This window comes from Microcoleus sp. POL10_C6 (genome assembly GCF_036701585.1).
Taxonomy (GTDB): Bacteria; Cyanobacteriota; Cyanobacteriia; order Cyanobacteriales; family Microcoleaceae; genus Microcoleus.
In genome coordinates this window covers 78,872-96,532 of record NZ_JAUBRB010000004.1, presented here as the reverse complement: position 1 = coordinate 96,532, position 17,661 = coordinate 78,872, and the positions used below count along the sequence as shown (strand labels likewise).

The 17,661-nt window shown below is 43.8% G+C and carries 19 protein-coding genes and 1 pseudogene; 4 read left to right on the top strand and 16 right to left on the bottom strand.

Annotation, left to right across the window (positions count from 1 at the left end; all coding sequences use genetic code 11):
• Positions 1–523 precede the first annotated feature (523 nt).
• The 4 genes from QUA34_RS03675 to QUA34_RS03660 all read right to left on the bottom strand — a co-directional run bounded on the left by QUA34_RS03675 (position 524) and on the right by QUA34_RS03660 (position 4,293).
• Positions 524–1,210: a hypothetical protein gene (locus QUA34_RS03675; RefSeq protein ID WP_333147759.1), complete on the bottom strand. Its 687-nt coding sequence runs from the start codon at positions 1,208–1,210 to the stop codon at positions 524–526.
• Complete coding sequence (locus tag QUA34_RS03670) at positions 1,207–1,716, bottom strand: hypothetical protein (RefSeq protein ID WP_333151769.1); 510 nt, start codon at positions 1,714–1,716, stop codon at positions 1,207–1,209. Before QUA34_RS03670 ends, QUA34_RS03675 begins: the two co-directional genes overlap by 4 nt.
• A 1,116-nt stretch (positions 1,717–2,832) precedes the next feature.
• Positions 2,833–3,171: a hypothetical protein gene (locus tag QUA34_RS03665; RefSeq protein ID WP_333142746.1), complete on the bottom strand. Its 339-nt coding sequence runs from the start codon at positions 3,169–3,171 to the stop codon at positions 2,833–2,835.
• A gap of 255 nt (positions 3,172–3,426) precedes the next feature.
• Complete coding sequence (locus QUA34_RS03660; protein ID WP_333142747.1) at positions 3,427–4,293, bottom strand: helix-turn-helix transcriptional regulator; 867 nt, start codon at positions 4,291–4,293, stop codon at positions 3,427–3,429.
• A gap of 143 nt (positions 4,294–4,436) precedes the next feature.
• Between QUA34_RS03660 and QUA34_RS03655 the strand changes: the two genes are divergently transcribed.
• The gene (locus tag QUA34_RS03655; protein WP_333142749.1) at positions 4,437–4,826 is read left to right on the top strand and encodes a DUF2834 domain-containing protein; all 390 of its coding nucleotides are present in this window, start codon (positions 4,437–4,439) and stop codon (positions 4,824–4,826) included.
• Between the two features lie 450 nt (positions 4,827–5,276).
• On the opposite strand, the gene rppB is transcribed toward QUA34_RS03655, so the two are convergent.
• From rppB to QUA34_RS03625, 6 genes are all read right to left on the bottom strand, one after another.
• On the bottom strand, positions 5,277–6,662 hold the full coding sequence (gene rppB, locus QUA34_RS03650; protein ID WP_333142750.1) for a two-component system sensor histidine kinase RppB: 1,386 nt from the start codon (positions 6,660–6,662) through the stop codon (positions 5,277–5,279).
• Between the two features lie 225 nt (positions 6,663–6,887).
• On the bottom strand, positions 6,888–7,358 hold the full coding sequence (locus QUA34_RS03645) for a DUF2808 domain-containing protein (protein WP_333142751.1): 471 nt from the start codon (positions 7,356–7,358) through the stop codon (positions 6,888–6,890).
• 113 nt (positions 7,359–7,471) lie between these two features.
• Positions 7,472–7,945: a hypothetical protein gene (locus tag QUA34_RS03640; RefSeq protein ID WP_333142752.1), complete on the bottom strand. Its 474-nt coding sequence runs from the start codon at positions 7,943–7,945 to the stop codon at positions 7,472–7,474.
• Between the two features lie 96 nt (positions 7,946–8,041).
• Complete coding sequence (locus QUA34_RS03635) at positions 8,042–8,518, bottom strand: DUF2808 domain-containing protein (RefSeq protein ID WP_333142753.1); 477 nt, start codon at positions 8,516–8,518, stop codon at positions 8,042–8,044.
• 165 nt (positions 8,519–8,683) lie between these two features.
• Positions 8,684–9,718 (bottom strand): C39 family peptidase, encoded by a 1,035-nt coding sequence (locus QUA34_RS03630; RefSeq protein WP_333142754.1) that lies wholly within the window; start codon positions 9,716–9,718, stop codon positions 8,684–8,686.
• 89 nt (positions 9,719–9,807) lie between these two features.
• Positions 9,808–10,893: an acyltransferase gene (locus QUA34_RS03625; protein ID WP_333292688.1), complete on the bottom strand. Its 1,086-nt coding sequence runs from the start codon at positions 10,891–10,893 to the stop codon at positions 9,808–9,810.
• Between the two features lie 280 nt (positions 10,894–11,173).
• Between QUA34_RS03625 and QUA34_RS03620 the strand changes: the two genes are divergently transcribed.
• Positions 11,174–11,395 (top strand): hypothetical protein, encoded by a 222-nt coding sequence (locus QUA34_RS03620; RefSeq protein ID WP_333142756.1) that lies wholly within the window; start codon positions 11,174–11,176, stop codon positions 11,393–11,395.
• On the opposite strand, the gene QUA34_RS03615 is transcribed toward QUA34_RS03620, so the two are convergent.
• Both QUA34_RS03615 and QUA34_RS03610 read right to left on the bottom strand, forming a co-directional pair.
• Complete coding sequence (locus QUA34_RS03615) at positions 11,385–11,852, bottom strand: hypothetical protein (protein WP_333142757.1); 468 nt, start codon at positions 11,850–11,852, stop codon at positions 11,385–11,387. The two genes, QUA34_RS03620 and QUA34_RS03615, sit on opposite strands and share 11 nt — an antisense overlap.
• A 219-nt stretch (positions 11,853–12,071) precedes the next feature.
• The gene (locus tag QUA34_RS03610) at positions 12,072–12,575 is read right to left on the bottom strand and encodes a hypothetical protein (RefSeq protein ID WP_333142758.1); all 504 of its coding nucleotides are present in this window, start codon (positions 12,573–12,575) and stop codon (positions 12,072–12,074) included.
• 225 nt (positions 12,576–12,800) lie between these two features.
• Here QUA34_RS03610 and QUA34_RS03605 point away from each other — a divergent pair, with 225 nt between their 5' ends.
• Entirely contained in the window at positions 12,801–12,947 is a 147-nt protein-coding gene (locus QUA34_RS03605) for a hypothetical protein (protein ID WP_015211800.1), read from the top strand.
• 599 nt (positions 12,948–13,546) lie between these two features.
• Here the strand turns inward: QUA34_RS03605 and QUA34_RS03600 are convergent.
• Together QUA34_RS03600 and QUA34_RS03595 are read right to left on the bottom strand one after the other, a co-directional pair.
• Complete coding sequence (locus QUA34_RS03600) at positions 13,547–14,854, bottom strand: hypothetical protein (protein ID WP_333176572.1); 1,308 nt, start codon at positions 14,852–14,854, stop codon at positions 13,547–13,549.
• 3 nt (positions 14,855–14,857) lie between these two features.
• Positions 14,858–15,934: a cysteine synthase family protein gene (locus QUA34_RS03595; RefSeq protein WP_333176569.1), complete on the bottom strand. Its 1,077-nt coding sequence runs from the start codon at positions 15,932–15,934 to the stop codon at positions 14,858–14,860.
• Positions 15,935–16,493: 559 nt separating this feature from the next.
• Here QUA34_RS03595 and QUA34_RS03590 point away from each other — a divergent pair.
• Positions 16,494–16,940, top strand: coding sequence for a heavy metal-responsive transcriptional regulator (locus QUA34_RS03590; RefSeq protein ID WP_333176567.1), 447 nt, complete (start codon positions 16,494–16,496; stop codon positions 16,938–16,940).
• On the opposite strand, the pseudogene QUA34_RS03585 reads toward QUA34_RS03590, so the two are convergent.
• A pseudogene (locus QUA34_RS03585) lies at positions 16,941–17,126 on the bottom strand (efflux RND transporter permease subunit); the annotation flags it as partial.
• Positions 17,127–17,591 (bottom strand): hypothetical protein, encoded by a 465-nt coding sequence (locus QUA34_RS03580; protein ID WP_333176565.1) that lies wholly within the window; start codon positions 17,589–17,591, stop codon positions 17,127–17,129.
• Positions 17,592–17,661: the final 70 nt, after the last annotated feature.

Below are 17,661 nucleotides of genomic sequence, written 5' to 3'. Positions count from 1 at the left end.
TAAAAGTGCGGTTTGTGATCACAAAACCATTGCTTGCTACTAATCAAGAACAGCCAAAAGCAGCCTCAACCAGCAAAGGCAGTCTCTGCACAAAAAAGCAGTAATTTGACCGAAAAAGTCAGGCATTTGCAGGATATTTACAGGGATTTGCAGGTAAAGTGCACCCCCTGCAAATACCTGCACTTGCCTGACTTTATACTGCAAATCCCTGACTTTATACTGCAAATCCCTGACTTTAGCTGACGCAACAATTAGCTAATTTTTTAGCGTTTTTAACAACAAGTGGATTGACTTAATAGTCAAGTTGTGGCATCGGAATTGAATAAAAAATCAAGTTGAGCAAGTGTGAGAAAATTGGCAGGTAGCTAAAATTTATGAAGTGATTTTGTAGTGTAGTACCCACTATGCCAGCAATAAAGCTGAGGCTGGACTATCTGGTTTTTGCGTTCCGTTGAGGCTGTTCGCGAGTGTAAGGCTTACCTCGATCGAGTGTCCGCTGCTGTCTATTGCTAGCAGTTAACTACTAAACTACCATCGCCAGCCTTTCAATTCTTTGCAAGAGCAAGCGAGTGCGACCTGAATTTTTAGCAACGGGTGAGAGGAAAGCAGGCGCGATTTCGCACAGATTTGCAAGCTCGGCTCGAAACCATCCTGATAAAAATGCTTTCACTTCATAGTCAGCTTGTTGCACTTCCTCGAACAAACTAAAACGCCCGTCAAGCAGTGCCACAATGTCTTCAATATCAGAACTAAAATAAAAGTTACCCCCGCCTCTACCCATGAAAGCTTCTATTTTGGAAGCGAGGAGATAAGGCGTTGAAAAAATTAGGATTTGCCTACCACTTGGAAGTTGGTAGCGAATAGAGTTAGCAATGCCCGGCCTGTACCAGCGATTGGAAAACCCTAATACAGAGGAGTCGCACGGCATGACATCAATTGAAATGCCCTCATACTGCCAGCGACATAGGGGTGCACCTGATTCTGTAGTCTCTTGAAGCCCAAGGGTTCGCAACAAGTTCGAGAAGTTGTAATATTCAGCTCTGGACATGATTTCGACAACACAATCAACATCATCGGTAGGTCGAATGTCAGGAGCAGCCACTTCGTCCAGATACAGGGATATCGTTGCTCCTCCTGTGAAGACGATGGTAGTGCGTACTTGAGAGAGTATCCGGGCGACTGTTTCCAGCATGAATATCTGCTGATTCATAGAGCGACGATCCTCTTTTCAAGTTCGCTAGCGGCTAAACGTTGCTCCCGCACCCGACCAACTCGAATAGCGTCAATCAAGCTGAGCAAGGCGTAGAGTTCTGGATCGTTACTGGCAGCTTGGGGGACTGAGCGGTACAGAGGCGCGATTGCCTGCCCTCTCACGACACCTTGAGGGTCAGGCCAGACGTAAACCTCAGACGGTGAGGCAACCAGCTTGCTTTTCAACGGCTCAGCAGAATGTGCAGTTGGCAATCCCCGCGAGAGGGGGCCTGGCTGGGCGTAGAATACATAGCGCAACCCGTGAACCAAGAATTCCAACACCGCTTGCTTCAAAATTTTCCGCTCGGAGCCATAATACAGACCCGCAGCTTCAGAACGCTCAAGGGCAGCATGAACTTCTGATGCGCTCATGCCCAAGCTTTGAGCGAGAGAACTGTACGTCCAGTTCGTTGAATCCCAACTGTGGACTTTGAGTATTGCAAGGATATCTTGGGGTTTTAGCATAGCGGATGAGCGAGCGCATTGTTTCCTTTATTCTATATTCGCGAATAGCGAATAATTAAGGTGTGGCGACTTTAATTTACTGCGAGGCGTTCGTTGAAGGGCAATCGCCATGTAGCCAATACAGCGCTCGCCCCGGCCGCTTGAAGCCGTTGTAGGTAGGAGCGATCGCACTATAAGTTTCAGAAAACTTAGCCGGAACTTTCCTTTACCGGTATCGGTATAAATATATCTCCCAACATTGCTATTGCTACGACTGTTCCTCACTTTTTTTCCTAGCTTCCTATCAGGCATAAAATTTAGTTTACAAGAGAGCGAGTGAGGTTCGCTCCGCTAAGCGTGCGATCGGGACAGTTGGGGCAATTGACGCCGATGCTGTCACAAGGGTCTCCACAACAGCAGGAGCAATGTTCGTGCAATCAGCACAGTTGGATATCGGGTAAAAATCAAGTCGCTTGACACCTAGGATGCCCCATTCATCAGGGTGTATTATTTTTTTTCTGCACGCATTAATCATGGTTTGCGATCGCAAAACCATTGCTTGCTACCGATTGAGAACAGCCAAAAGCAGCCTCAACAAGCAAAGTCACGAAGAGCACAAAAAAGCAGTAATTTGACCGAAAAAGTCAGGCATTTGCAGGATATTTACAGGCATTTGCAGGTAAAGTGCACCCCCTGCAAATACCTGCACTTGCCTGACTTTATACTGCAAACGCCTGACTTTATACTGCAAATCCCTGACTTTAGCGCTCCACAACAATTAGCTATTTTTTAGCGTTTTTAACAACAAGTGAATTGACTTAATAGTCAAGTTACGGTATGGTAAGTTGAATTAAAAATCAAATTTCAGAAGTGCGAAAAAATTGGCAGCGTAGCAGCCGTTATGTCAGCCTTGGCAGTTGCATAAATTGCTGTTGTCGGACTCGCGCTTTGCAATCGGCTAAACTGTTGGTATGAAGGCAGGTTAAGAGCAGACCCTAATACGGTGTCTTAATGGCGAGAGCGTCTGTGATCGTTGCAATTAGGTCAAGGAAATCAAATTTACCCATCTAGGACTTAGAAGTGCTACTGCTAGGTCAGGAGATGAGACAGACGCTAGAGAGTTGGCGATCGACCTAACTAGGACAGGATGCGGAATGACTGCCAGGTTTTGTAGCTACCAAAACGCCTGTCATTAAACTTCAGCTTTTCGCTCGCAGCCTGCGTGGTCTCAACTTGTGATCGAAATTCCACCAACTGTTGAACCTGTTGAACCTTCAGCTTTTCGCTCGCAGCCTGCGTGGCCTCAACTTGTGATCGAAATTCCACCAACTGTTGATTTTGAGCCCGTACCTTTTCTAATTCGTTTTCGTGCCTAATTTTCAGAACGAGGTTGCTTGCATCTGCTGCACGTACACTGCTGGGAATGCTGGTTCCCAGGTCTAGAGAGACGGCGATGTGTGTCTTGTTAGTAACCATTTTGTTGATGTTTGTAATTTTGTTCTGTGTTTAATATCAACAAAGATTTATCAGGATAGGGCTTTTTCCTAATATCGAAGCGACGCGCGAGCAACCAGACACTCATTAGGCGACCGGCTCACGCGCTGCCCGTTGTGCGGATGGTTTCTAAGATGGCCTCGACTGTTTCAGGGGAATACTTCGGCATTGAGTGCGCTAACGATATGTGTGCCCATATTAGCCCACCGGCCCCGGCTTTCTGGGGAGTACCCATCTCTAGTGGGGTGCCGGTGTATCCCTGTAAAAATTTGCAAGATTGGTTTGCGCCACCTCATCTGCCGGAAACAGGCTTTCAATCCGCAGTTCCTGCAACGTGATGTCATGAGGAGTACCTAACGTGGCGATCGCCGAAAATAAGTTAAGGCTCAGTCCGTCTTTGACAAACTGTACCGTCAACAAGGGTAGTTGCCAGGTGCGGGGTAGAGATTGCTGCCACAAGCGGGGGGCATCTGGATAAGCTTGTAGTTCTTGAAAAAGAGCCATAGATTCGTCGCTATGTCCATCGACGAACGCTTCTCGATACACCCGTTGCATCAGATGGCTAGCAATTTCTTCCCAATTCCCCACAAACGGCTTGAACCCTTGAGGATGAAACATCAGCCGCATCAGATTAATCCTGCCGTTGATGCAGAAATGGTGTTGCAGCTTCTCTGGATGAACTAACCAATTGGTAAGCTGTTGCGCGGCTGTATTGCTCTGGATTAAATTCCAATAACGATCCATTACTAATGCCGGATAGGGTTCTTGCTGGCGCAAGATAAACTCTATGGCTTTGCGGATCGGTTCAACTTCAGGCGCTGATAAATCGCTTTGGGAATAAATCGGCGCAAAGCCCGCCGCCGTGAGCATGATGTTTTGATCGCGCAGAGGAACATGTAGCACAGCCGCCAGTTGCAGTACCATATCCCGGCTGGGATTAGCTCTGCCTGATTCTAAGAAGCTGATATGCCGCTGAGAGACATTGCCAGCTAAAGCCAAATCGAGTTGACTCAAACCGCGTTGATTGCGCCAGTGTTTGAGCAGATTCCCAAAGGATGCGTCTCGGTTTGGAGTTGATTGCGTTGAGGTTGAAGCGCTCGCCATTTTACTATCCTTATTACCTCGTAGGTAATTGTTTATATTATCTCGGAGGGTGACAATCAGAGCAACAGGGTTGATGACGAACTTTTACGCTTCGCCAAACCAAGTCCCTGTTGAAGTGCTGATAACAAAAGGAAAGTGAACCTATGTCCAATGCAACTTATCTACAGCGGCAACTACCTACATCCAAAAAATTTCTGTCAACCCAATCGCTTTATCTGCTGCTAACGATTATTGGTGCGATCGCGCCTTGGAGCTTTCTGCTGAAGTTCTTTCTCCAGAATGGTCTTGATCTCGATTTATTTTTCCAGAATGCGTTCGCTAATCATGTCGCTTCTGCCGTAGCAATAGATTTGCTCATTTGTGCAGATGTCTTCTTCTGTTTTTCATTTATTGAGCTAAAGCGATTAGGTTTGTCTCGTCGCTGGTTGTTTGTTTACGTTGTCGCTACTTTTGGCATTGGTGTATCTTGTGCTTTGCCTTTATTTTTATATTGGCGCGAACGAGCGTTAGAAACCCTAAAGTTTGAGCATTAAGCTCTACGTAAAGACTTTCTGACTACAGCTCCGCGTTATCGTCTTACCAACAGTTTTTATGGTCGAGTAAAGGGAGTAATAATGGAAAGAAGAAGGGGAAGAAAACCATGCTTAAAAACCTAGGATTGAAGGAGCGACTTATCAAAGATAATTGCACAAGCTATAGACCCTAAAAAATCATGTGTGGTCAAGTTTGAAAAACCTCTTTGTATCCGTTGGCTAGCTCAAACTCCAAGGGTGGGAGAAGATAAAGTTCCGCTTTTATGTATATGCTCGCAGATGGTAATGCAGGGATTTTGATCTATTTCACCTGTTTTTCCTGCACATTACTACCTTTCTTCGTCCGAAAACCCATACAGTGTTTACTTGAACCACTTATTGAGCAAGCCCTAGTTAGTTAAGTATATTTGTCCATCATACCATAAATGTGCAACGCCCAACGCCCAAGTTCTAGGATGTGCCGATTACTCCATGATTCATGGCATCATTCATCAACGCCGCATTTCTTTCTCGAAATCGCAGTGTGAAAATGCTACCCGTACCCAATTTACTTTGCACAGTCAGGCTACCGCCATGTGCTAAGGCTATAGCTTGCGCTATCGCCAATCCCAATCCCGAGCCGCCAGTAACGCGATCGCGTGAACTGTTAACTCGATAGAAACGATCAAAAATTTGCTTTTGATCTTCTGCTGCAATCCCACACCCTGTATCTTGAACATGAATCACAACTAAATGGTCATTTTTTTCTAAAATAACCGTTACTTTGCCACCAGGTGAAGTGTATTGAATGGCATTGACAATTAAATTAAAAACTAAGCGATAAAGCTGGTTAGAATCACCAATAATAGTCAATGGCTGATGCACCGGCAATTCCGATGTTAGCGCTACCTCTCTGGCGATCGCCATTGCTGCCAATTCCTCGACTAAATCGCTAACCAAGTCATTTAAACAACACAATTGAGGGCGATCGGGTATCGGTTGATTATCCATCCGCGCCAACAGCAACAAATCAGCCACTAACTGAGTCAATCTGCGGTTTTGGCGCTCTACAGTTCGCAAAATTTCCCGCGCTTCTTTTTCATCCAATTCAGACATCAACAGCCCGGATTCTACTGTCGCTTGAGAGGCGGCTAAAGGCGTTCGTAGTTCGTGAGCGGCATCCGCTGTAAACTGTTGAATTTGTCGGTAGGAAGCATAAATTGGTTTCATTGCCAATCCTGCCAGCCACCAACTAGAAAAGCCTACCAAGATTAACGCAGTAGGCAATCCCAACTTTAAAACTAATTTGACTGTACTGAGATAATCGTTGAAGTCTTGCAAGCTCCGCCCCACTTGAAAGTATCCCCAATTTTTCTGATTTTGAGTATGCAGTGATACAGAAATTTGGTGATAAATATTGCCTTTGCTGTCAGTAATGGTTTGCCAGTGTTGTGAGTTAAAAGTCCCTAGCAATTCTTTGGGATAAGCGCCTGCTGTAGCAATCAAATTTCCTGACTTATCAAATAAACGGATATAGTAATAGCTTTGGTTGATAGCGCTTAAAGTATGGCGGCTTGGCAACTGTTCTTTAATGCCGTTAACTCCAATTACGCGGAGGTTGGGCAAAAGTTCATTGACTATTGGTTCCAGGCGTCCGGGCTGCTGCAATTTGATTTCTAGGCTGTCATGTAGCGTTCCCGCTACCGATTCTAATTCCCGGTCTAGGGCTACCCAGTGAGCGTGGGCGATCGCCCTATATACACCAAATCCCAACAAGCTTAAAATCAAACCCATTACTGCTGCATAGGAAATGGCTAATTTCCAGCGAGTCCGATTAAATAGTTTATTTTGATTCATCTTTCCTAATAGGTAATTGGTAAGTGTTAAAGTGTTAATAGGTAATTGGTCAGGACATAACTCTCATTTATTGCAGTAAATTGTTTCAAAAATTGAGCAACAAAAGATAGCACTCTTCCGACTTTTTCAGCTTTTAGCCTTTAAGTAATAGCAAATTTTAAATTGCAATTTTCTCGAATTTATTCAAGTTAATTGCAATTTAAAATCCCTAACTGCCAGCTACCTTTAGTAGGTTTGAATTAAAACTGTACCGAGTGGTACTTCTGCGTTTATTCCCGCCATTTTACCAGAGATAGCGTACATCCAACTCCGACTGTAACCAGGAGTGTGAATGCCCCGCATATCAATCGATATGGTGGTATCAGGAGAAACAGGTTGGGAGAAAACCACTGTCGCTTTTCGGTTATTAACAGAAACTTGAGACTCGATTTTTTGACCAGATTGATTTGTTACGTCAATTCCGCTACGCATTTTCACATCATCCGGTAAATCAATTGTAAGTGCCGAAAGAGGTTTTCCCTGAACGTGAACTTCAAAATGATGAGTAGCACCCTGAAAGCGAGCGCTATTGGGATGGGCTCCGCTGTGAATCAGGTGAGAAATATTAGCATTTCGCATCGCTCCTCCCGCAACAGTAGCGGGGGCATTATATGACAACAAGAAGGTGAATGCAGTGGCGTAAACTAACTTTTTCATGGCGATGCTCCTCAAATAATTAACTCAATGGACTCGGCATTAATGGGTCTAAAAGCCCTGAAATAAATCCAGGTAAGATGTCAGTCGCTTAGGAAATTAACCTCCAAAAGCATTTACCACCGTGGGAGAGTTTGAATATTGGCCGTACCAACTTTACTGTCTGAACTCTGACCCACTTTCTTGGCATAAACGCGGTATATATAATTACGCGGGTAGATGGAAGCCTCAACCTCAAGCATAGAAATTGTCAGCACAGTCCCGGCAACTACAGGTTTGGAGAAAACTACCATTGCTTTTCCACCTTTAACAGAAGTTGTTGCCTCAATCTTTTCACCGGATTGCCTGCTTACTTCAATACCCTTGATTCGCAGTGAGGGCAACTGAATTGATAGTTCTGAAATGGCTTCTCCCTCAACGTGAACGTCAAAATCGTGGAAGGCTCTCCAAGTTGGGTAGTCAGGATAGGAACGGCCTCCGACAATGTGAGGTGATTGGGAATCTCCCGGTATTCCTGTTGCTTTTGCTGCGGAGATAGAAGAGGCAATAATTAGGGCAAATGCTGCACTAATGCTAATTAATTTTTTCACGACTGCACTCCTTGAAAACTAACGTTTGGCTTATTTCTTAGTTTGATACGTATGGATGAAACCAGGATGAAAGATCGGCCGTAACACCTGATTTTTTTATTGATAGCTGCGAACCCGTGCTATACCGAGGAGAATGTCTGTATTGTCGCCAACTAATGTAGCAGTAAGTTGGTACATCCAAGCGTTAGAAACTCCAGAAATTATTACTTTATTCATGGTAATTTTGATTGTGTTTTCGGGAGAAAGAGGTTGGGAGAAGGTTAGTATAACTTGATTGCTGTTGACAGAAACCTTAGTGTCAATTTTTTGACCTGAATCGTCAGATATACTGATATCATCCCTGACAGTTAACCCCGCAGGAACGCTAATTTTTAATTGAGAAATAGCCCTAGTTCCTTGAGGAATGTGTAGCCGGAAAGTATGCCTGACGATTCTTGCCTTAGTTTCCGGAAATTGTACTGAACTATCAATGTGAGGAAAATTCTCGGCGCCTGTTCTGGTGCTCGCATGGACAGCAGGAACTAAAACTGCGGCTGACAGAGCAAATACAGCACCGTAAATGAGTGTTCTCATAGTTTTGACTCTCTAGGAAATTAAGTACAGTACGCCAACCTACTTCAACATTCATATTTGAAGAGTTAGCTTCTTATTAACTAGATTGACAGCTAATTATGAAATCAAGATGAAATATGAACCAGTGAGAGGTGAATTTTAATAGCAAACAAGCGCTTTACTCTCTTACTTGGAAATGAAATGAACCCAGAAATTTCCATCTGCCATACAAACGCGACGGATTAAATCATAGGAATAGTGAAGATAAGCTCCATTGGCATTGTTGTTATACCCGCTAGCAAACCATTCTCCATAAGGATCGTGAACAATCAAGCCAGTTTCGTCATATCCAACTACGGGCAGAATATGACCGAAAGAAGTAAAATAGCCATGTATGACAGTTGGGTTTCCATCTACTAACCAATCTTTAACTTCCTCAAAGGTCGCATTCTCTTTAAAGGTATCTTGAGCACCATACTCTCTGACAATTTTTGCCAAGTCGTAGGGGTTCCAGCGACTGTAACCTTTGTTGAGTGCATATGCGTAGAGTTCGTCCTCAAATTGACCGATCGTGTCCCGGCGCGGTTTGTTGAGGAACTGCAAGCACATTGCCATTGATGTGACATTGCAAGCACCAGTCGGATTATAGTAATTATCCAGTTGGTATTTGTAAGGAAAATTAGCAAGTTGAAAGCTCTTAGGCTTAGTTTTTGGATAAATTACCTTTCCTTCTTGTAAAATTTGGACGTGCGACCTATAGACATACCAGATTTGAGAATTTTTAAAGGAATCTTTTCGCAAAGCTACTCGGATGTGATCGCGAACCATTTCATAAGAGACAAGCTCCAATACTTTCCCCGTTTCAATTTTTTGTTTCTCTGCATCTGATAAATTTAACGCATAGATAGGTCTAGCCTTGAGAACTGTCTCATTAACTATCTTGAGGACAGGAGGTGGAAATTTGAGATCCGATGGCTTGGCTTCAATAAGTTTCTCGGCTGTTTTTGCTCCGATAAATCCTGGTTCATCAGTGCACTGAATCAGCTTGTGAAATCGATTGAGAGCCGCAGTAGAGACTGGACTAAAGATGCCGTTGGCTGGAGGGTCTAGCAAACCTAAGTCGATGAGACGAATTTGGATTTGGCGAGTTAGCTCTTTATCGGCAGCGATCGCCTTTACATCCACTTTCTTATTGGTTCCTACAATGTTTTGGAGTTTCATAATTAATTTATTGAATATTGGAACTAAATGTTAAACCCATTTCCCCATTTTCGATCGCCTCGCCCCCACGGATGTTGCGTAAATCCAGATTAAATTCCCAGAATGTACTGACTGTAATTCTTGGGTAAAAGTTTTTGCAACAGGTAAATAATCCCAAAACAAACTAGCAAATCTACCGTCACTAAAACTCCGAGCTTGAGCAGTGGCTCGGCAGAATACATAAATTTATAAGACGCTAAATTAACATAGTTTACTACCATCACATCTAGCAGGTATATAGGAAAGGAGTAAGCCGCCAATATTTTGACTAATTTCGATAGTTTACTGGGAAGTATGATGCTTTGAGAAAATGCCAATATCGACAGTACGAACCAAATTGCGTATCCTTGAGTAGATAGTTTAAAAAACGATCGGGCAAACCAGGCATCCGAATTCACTTCACTGAGTAGGTAAAATTCCCAAATACTCGCTAGATAGAACAAGATAGTTGCTGCTAAAATAAGCATTCTTTGGCGCTGAAGGTATCCTTGAATGTTGTCATAGCAACTGCCAAGAACTAAACCAGTGGAAAACGGCAAAATCCAACTAAAAATCCAGCGCTCTATCAGCGGTATAGGTATGGAAGGTAAGTATTTGAAAGCAACTAAGTAAAAGACTATGGTAAAAGCTATTTGAATGGTGAAACCCAAAGCCAAAACTTTTCGGGGCTCAAAAAATTTTAATTTAACTAGAATCCACCACCACAAATAGCATTGAACAATCACAACTATAAAGTAATAGGGGGGCAGCACAGAACCTGTCAGCACATCTCTAACTAATCCAAGTAAATCAAATCGTTTGAGGTTGCCCAAATTATTTAAAATGTAGAAGGCTACTGACCAAAAAAGATAGGGCGGTATAATTCTCGACAGCCTTTTCTTTAATATCAGCGTCGGGTTATTTTGATTTTCAAGCTTGTTGGTAAGAAAAAAACCGCTGATCAGTAAAAATGCAGGTACGCAGAAAAGCTGGAGTGTATCGATCGAAATAAATAGAATTCTGCGATCGGGTAATGACAAAAAACCAGCATGAATAATCACAACACTGACGATCGCCAAAGCTCTGATTAAATCGAATTCAGCAAACCTAGTAGATGCTTTTTGCATTGTAAAAACAGGGGTAGTGATGGTAGCCACACTCGGCTGCAAACGATATTTGTCAAGGGTTTCAGTCTTAAGTTGACACCTGCGGGCAGTGACGTATCCCTACTACTTGGCGGGTGCAACACCAGAAACGTTACATTCTGATTAGACAGCGTTTAACCGCGCTCAACTTAAGGTTTACATTCCTAAATGAAATCAGGATGAAAATTTTAATATTGATGCGACTTATAGTGCAGGTAAATAGCTCATCTCTGACAGCAATCCGGTATGCTATCATAAAATTGCCGAATTACCCTACTGTGAAAATGACAGAATGAAACTTATAAAAATGAGCGAGCAAAAATTAAAAAACCCAATTCTCCTATGGATGGGTATGGGGATAGCAATGCTGGCGTGTTGCCTTGTGCCTATGGCTGCTTTCTTCTTTCTAAACGGAAGTTGGCGGGCATTAGTTGGTCACGACAACAAACAGCCCGCCAGCAACCCGTCAACCAGTCAACCGCAGATTCAACCTACTAAAAAGTCTACCGAGTGAAGGTGAATCGACCGTCTACCTTTTGACCGTTAATATCAGCAGTAATCTTCATCTGATACTGACCTACAACTTTTCCAGGCAGGAAAGCTGTATAGTGCTGGTCTTTCTGGTCATAAGTGAAGGTAACAGTCTTTTGAGTGCGATCGGGCATCTGAATTTGACCGGTTATCTTCGCATTAGGTATTGTCTGGTGGTTGTCGCCTCTTTGCAAATAGAAATCCAGGTGAGTTTGAGTGGCTTCTTTCTCGACCACCAACTCTAAATGATAAGGCCCTGATTCAACGACTTGACCGCCTTTGTTTTGAGCGGCGGCTATCTCTGTTCTTGTAATGGGTTTTGAAGACGAGACGGCAGAACTGTTGGCTGAAGTAGCAGCTTGGCTGTTGTTACTTCCAACTCCCAAAAATATTAGCCCCACAGTACCCAGAATAATTAAACCTGACTTTACTGTTTTCATGGTCTTTCCTCGTTTGATTAGGGATTTTGTACTCTTATAAATTTCCGAGCATTGACTTTCATTAATGCTAGAGCATCTAAATGATTATTCCTTCTATTCCTCGCTCAACCGGATAATCTTGGTAATTTAGACTATTCATTTTGCGAGAAAGCTGTGCTGCTTATCCTGTGTTTAAATCATTTTAGGGGATTTCCGATCAATTGTAAGAAAACTTGCATTCTATTGATTGAAGCTAAAACGACCGTCAACTTTTTCTCCGTTAATATCCGCAGTCACTTTCACGGGATAACTTCCTGCATCTTTGCCTGGAAATACAACGGCGTAATGTTTGCCATCAGCATCGTATTTGAAGTCCAGCGTTTGCTGCTCTCCATTCGGAGACTGCACTTGTGCCGTCACTTTTGCATTAGGAATCGGTTCGTGGGTATCGCCTTTTTGCAAATAAAGATCTAAGTGAGTTCCGCTATCCTCTTTCAGAGTTAAAAGTTCTAGGTGGTAAGGTCCAGACTCGACAACTTGACCTCCTTTAGATGGTTTGGGAGGTTCTGTTTTAGCAGATGCTGCAGGAGAAGCGGCCGAACTGGAAGTATTAGGTTGAGAGGCAACAGGAGCGGATGTTGGGCTGCTGTTTGGGCCGGTTCCTTGGTCGCTTTTGCTGCAAGCTCCCAAAAACAGCAATCCGACACTGCCTAGAATAACTAAGCTTGACTTGAGCGCTTTCATTCGATTTATTTTTTGGGTACAATAATTAGAATATGACACCCAAAAATGAAATCTGGATGAAATCTTCAGACTTTCATACAGGTATTCGGATCGTGACCTCGGAAATTCAATATTTTTATCATTTTTAATCTTTCCCCCCCTTGACTCTATAGCCGACTTGAGGGTTTATGCTATATATAGTTTCCCAAAGAAACTTTTCGATCCTAGATTCCCCGGTAAAAATTCATGATTAAAGCAACTCAGACTAAACGCTTCACTCTTGCAGCTTTGACGGCAGTTCTCCTGACAGCAGGTACAGCCGCGGTTGTCTTTGCCGCCGGCCCCTGTACTACTCCTACTCCTGACTGCCCTCAAGCTAATTGCGATAAATAATCCTTATTTTCCCCGGTGTGTAGATTACCTCACGGATTTTTAACAGGGATAAGCAAGAGAATATCCGACAGCAGCACGATCTCAATTTTGAGTGACTGCTGCTTTTTTTTTCAATATTATTTTGGACAAGATAGAGTATTTTATCGAAAAATTGGATGACTATAACCACTACACAAAACTGAAAGTGGCTATCACTATAATGATTGGGTTCAAACTTGCCTAAAACTGCTATGAAAAAATTTGGAACAGAATCCTTAGAACAGCAGCTACTAAAAAGTCGTTCAACAATTATACTTACTCACATCAAATCTGGTAGCTAGTTTTCTAATTGCTCTTTTACCCTGCTTCTCGAATAGTGCGATCTTGCTTGTGTGCACACTACATATAGTGTGCACACAAGTAAGTGCTGAGATAGTATAACACCCTGGCGGGGTGACAACCCCGCCAACTGTAATCGACAATTAAAGGGACGGCGATGGAGAAACTAATGATGATGCCAAGAAGTAAATACTGATTAGCGATCTCTCAAAATTTTGATGGTTTACTCCATGCGATCGAGGATGTCTTACGCCTTGCGTCCGGCGCAGCCTTGGCGGTTGCTATAATTGTTTGCGTAAATTGAACGCGAGACAGGATACTTCTATTGTTAAAGAAATAATCATCGCGCTCGCAGCCGCAATTGCACCCGATGCCCCAAGCTGAACTGCACCGAACGCAACTAAAAGCAATATAGTCGTGCCAATCCAAGTTGCATAATTCAGACCTTTGGTTTGACCTGCCCCGACCAAAAAACCTTGAGTAGCATTTTGCACCGCCACCAGAAGGGGTACAAACGCGCACAACAGCAATACGGGACGGATACTCTCAACCAGGGCTTCATCGTTGCCGATAAAACTTTGCACAACCTGCAACCCAAATGGCGTTGTACTACCTAAAAACAACAGTAGCGAACAAAATCCACCCACACTGAGGGCAAATGCAATTAATTGGCGATCGCTCACTTGATCTCGATTTTTGATAATCACCTGCTGCACCATGCGAGTCGCATTGGCAATCACCAAAACCAATCCCCAAGCCGCAGGCCAAGCCGCCAATGCAATATTAGCGTCTTGGGCGCGGGCAATAATTCCCACCAGGACAGCACGTCCGCCCCAGACTACTAGCATTGAAGAGCCTAAAGGCCAGTAGAAATTCCACACACTTTTGAGATTGGTGGGTAGCTTTAACTCAGAATCAATTGGTCGAGGCAGACGAGTGGCTCCTAGCCGGTGCGCCGCAATGGTTACAACCAGCGCCTCTGAGAGAACCCCCGCGATTAAAGCAGTCCCCGCCAGCAGTGCGCCTGACATTTTCAACATAAATCCGCCCCATAACGTTAGGGCTACAATTAACAAACGAACCATGCTAGCTTTGGCAACCGCCTGAGAATGACCTGTGTGGATGAGCAATCCTTGAAAATAACGCCGCCACGCGATCGCCAAAGGCCACAGAAACATTAACGTCAACACACTCTGCACTGTCTGCCGCAATTGGGGTGGAATTCCTAACAGCGTCCCTCCCAGCGTGGCGAAAATAAACGGCAGCGTCAGCAGCAACAGTAACGCACTCAGTCCGCCGCCTGCTAAAAGCGTAAATCGCCACAAGGCGCGACGCGATCGCCCATTCGGTGCAAGCGCATTCGAGGCGTGCAGAATCATAATAATCGGACTTTCAAAAAAGACCGCAAGGGCTTTGGCAATGCCTACGGCTGCCAAATTCACCCGTGCATCGGGTAAATGAGCTAGGGCAGCCGTCATCATCGGATCGCCAAAAGCCATTGCCACATCGCTGAGGGAGAGGGGAATAAATTGCCGCCATAAATCTAGCAGACCGATTTTAGACGGACTTTGAGAAGCCTTTAAGGTCATTGTTTATGAAGGTTGTTGCTGTTGCACGAGGGTAAGAGGGACGCTTTGAAGGGCGTTAATTGTAGCGGTGAGGGCTTTTTGTTCTAAGATTTCAATCCCTTGCTCGGACAGCCATTCTGGATTGTAGACTGTTTCGAGATAGCGATCGCCTCGATCCGGGTTCAACAGTACCATGCGTTGAGAATGGGGATGCTGCTGGCTGTAAGCCAGGGCAGCGGCAACGATAGCCCCTGTGGATGCTCCTAACAACAAGCCTTCTCGACGTGCCAGGGCATGACAAACAGAAAAGGCAATGCGATCGTTCACAGAATACGCTGCATCCAGTGCCATTGGATCAAAATTTGGCGGTACAAAAGATAACCCCAATCCTGTCATTTTATAGGGGTGAGACGGCGTGCCAAAAATAGCCGAACCTGCCACATCTACGCCGACAATTCGAGTTTGGGGATGACGCTGTTTAAAATATCGGCTAATTCCCGCCAATTGTCCCGCCGTACTAACGCCAATAACGATAACATCTGGTGCTACGGGAAAAGCCTGTTCGATTTCACGAGCAGTAAATTGCTCGTGGGCAGTTGGGTTTTCGGGATTGCGGTGCTGGCAAGGATACCAGGCACCAGGAATGGTTTCGGCGAGTTCTTTGGCTTTTTTCATCCTCGCAACTTGCATCGATCCATTGGCATCTGCCGCACTCAGGGGGACATCTACCAATTCTGCTCCATAGGCAGCCAGCATTCGCCGAATCGGGGGCGGTGTTTTACCATCAATGACAATCATCACGCGATAGCCTCGCGCTGCACCAATCATTGCTAAACCAATGCCGAAATTACCAGAACTAGATTCAACAATTGTGCCACCGGGGGCGAGTAACCTGGTACGTTCTGCGTGTTGAACCAGACATACAGCATTTTTCTCTTTAATGCTGCCACCGGGATTACAGGATTCTAATTTGAGATAAAATTCGTGATGCTGACAGAGTTCGCTCAAGCGATTGAGACGAACAATGGGAACCTGTCCAATTGCCTGGGTGATATCGCGAGCTAGGGATGATTTCAGCGCTGTTTGTAAGAGTTGAATCATTGATTTAGATCCTTCAAAATACACGGTAGTTAGTCCTGGTCATCTATCTTGCTTGCCTGCGGGAAATTTTAGTATCCGAGCGCGAGATCATGCTTATCAATTAGCCAGAAGCCCTCTTTGCCTAATTACAAGCTTGCAACTTCAGAATCAGGGTAAACGCATCTAATTTCTAAATTTTCATATATAGCTTCTGAGTAAATACAAAAGCGCTACAGGTGGAAAAACCGTTCTCAACAAACAACACTAAAGCCGAGTTATTATCATCACGCCAAAATGAAATTTGGGTGAAATAAGTCAGGTTTATTGATTTAAAAAAATATAGGAAAAAGCGCATAATATAAGTGGTTTTTATATTGGCAGGGGCAGGAGATAAGCAAGAAAATACCAAAAAGCAGCAGTAACTCAGTTTTGAGTTACTGCTGCTTTTTGAGTCACTAGAATTATGGAGAAAATATTTTATTTTCTCATCCCAAATTGGGTGAGTATAACCAGCACAAAAAAGTGGAAGTAAAAGTGGCTACCGCTATAATGATAGGGTGCCAATTTACCTAGAACTGCTATGACAAAATTTGCAACAGAATCCCTAGAACAGCAGCTACTAAAAATAGGAGAACTAGCCAAGCAAACTGGTGTTACTGTAGGCACCCTGCGATACTATGAAAGCCTAGGGTTACTGGAACCTGCCTTACGCAACAGTAGCGGTTATCGTTACTACACAGCCGATGCTGCCAGACAAGTGCAATTTATTAAGAAAGCCCAAAGACTCAACTTTTCTCTTCAAGAAATTCAGCAAATTTTGGCTTCTCGCCGTCAAGGAATAACAGCTTGTCCGCTAGTGCAAGACTTATTAAGTCGCAAAATAGATTTCTTTGAGGAGGAAATTCAGCGCATGAGTGCGTTCAAAGCTGAGTTGGAAGCTTATAAAAAACTTTGGACAAATCGAGCTTCAGACAATCCCGATAGCGAGGAACTTTGCACTTTGATTGAGGGAATGAAGGAGGGTTGATCAGTTCGCTATTTCAGCTTTAACTACCTTCCCGTCTTCAATAACTGGCTGAGGTTGTTGAGGTCGTAAAATTTTCCCAAATTTAGCATACAAAGCTGGCAAAACTAACAGAGTCAAGGCAGTAGAAGTAAACAATCCTCCTAAAACTACTACTGACAAAGGTTGCAAAATTTCCTTTCCCGCGCCTCAATAGACACGAAATTGAGCTACACCAATAGGAATTTCTCTATTAACGCCAACAAATTTAGTAGAAATTCGGTATAGCCAAACGTTAGAAACACCTCTTATTCTTACATCGTTTAAAACAAGTTTAAGCTTCGCTTCTGACGCAACTGGTTGAGAGATTTTCACTACAATTTGGTTGTCTAAAATAGAAAAATCAGCATTAATTTTTCCTTTCACATCGTCTGTTAAAGTGATATTGTTGCTGACTATTAACCCCTTTGGAACATCAATAATCAGATGAGAAAGAGGGCTACGGCCTTGAGGAATGTGCAACCTAATCGTATGCCGAACAATCCTCGACCGAGTTTGAGGAAATTGTACAGCTCCATCAATATGAGGACTAGATCCTATGCTGGCACCGGCATAGTCAGCAGCAATCGGAACTGTGAGAGCTAAAGCTACAGCCGAACAGATTAGCCTTTTCATTATTTTACTCCTGTATGACAACCGATCTCGTTAATCAAGCCTCAGAATCCTTAGTAAACGACTCTGTTAT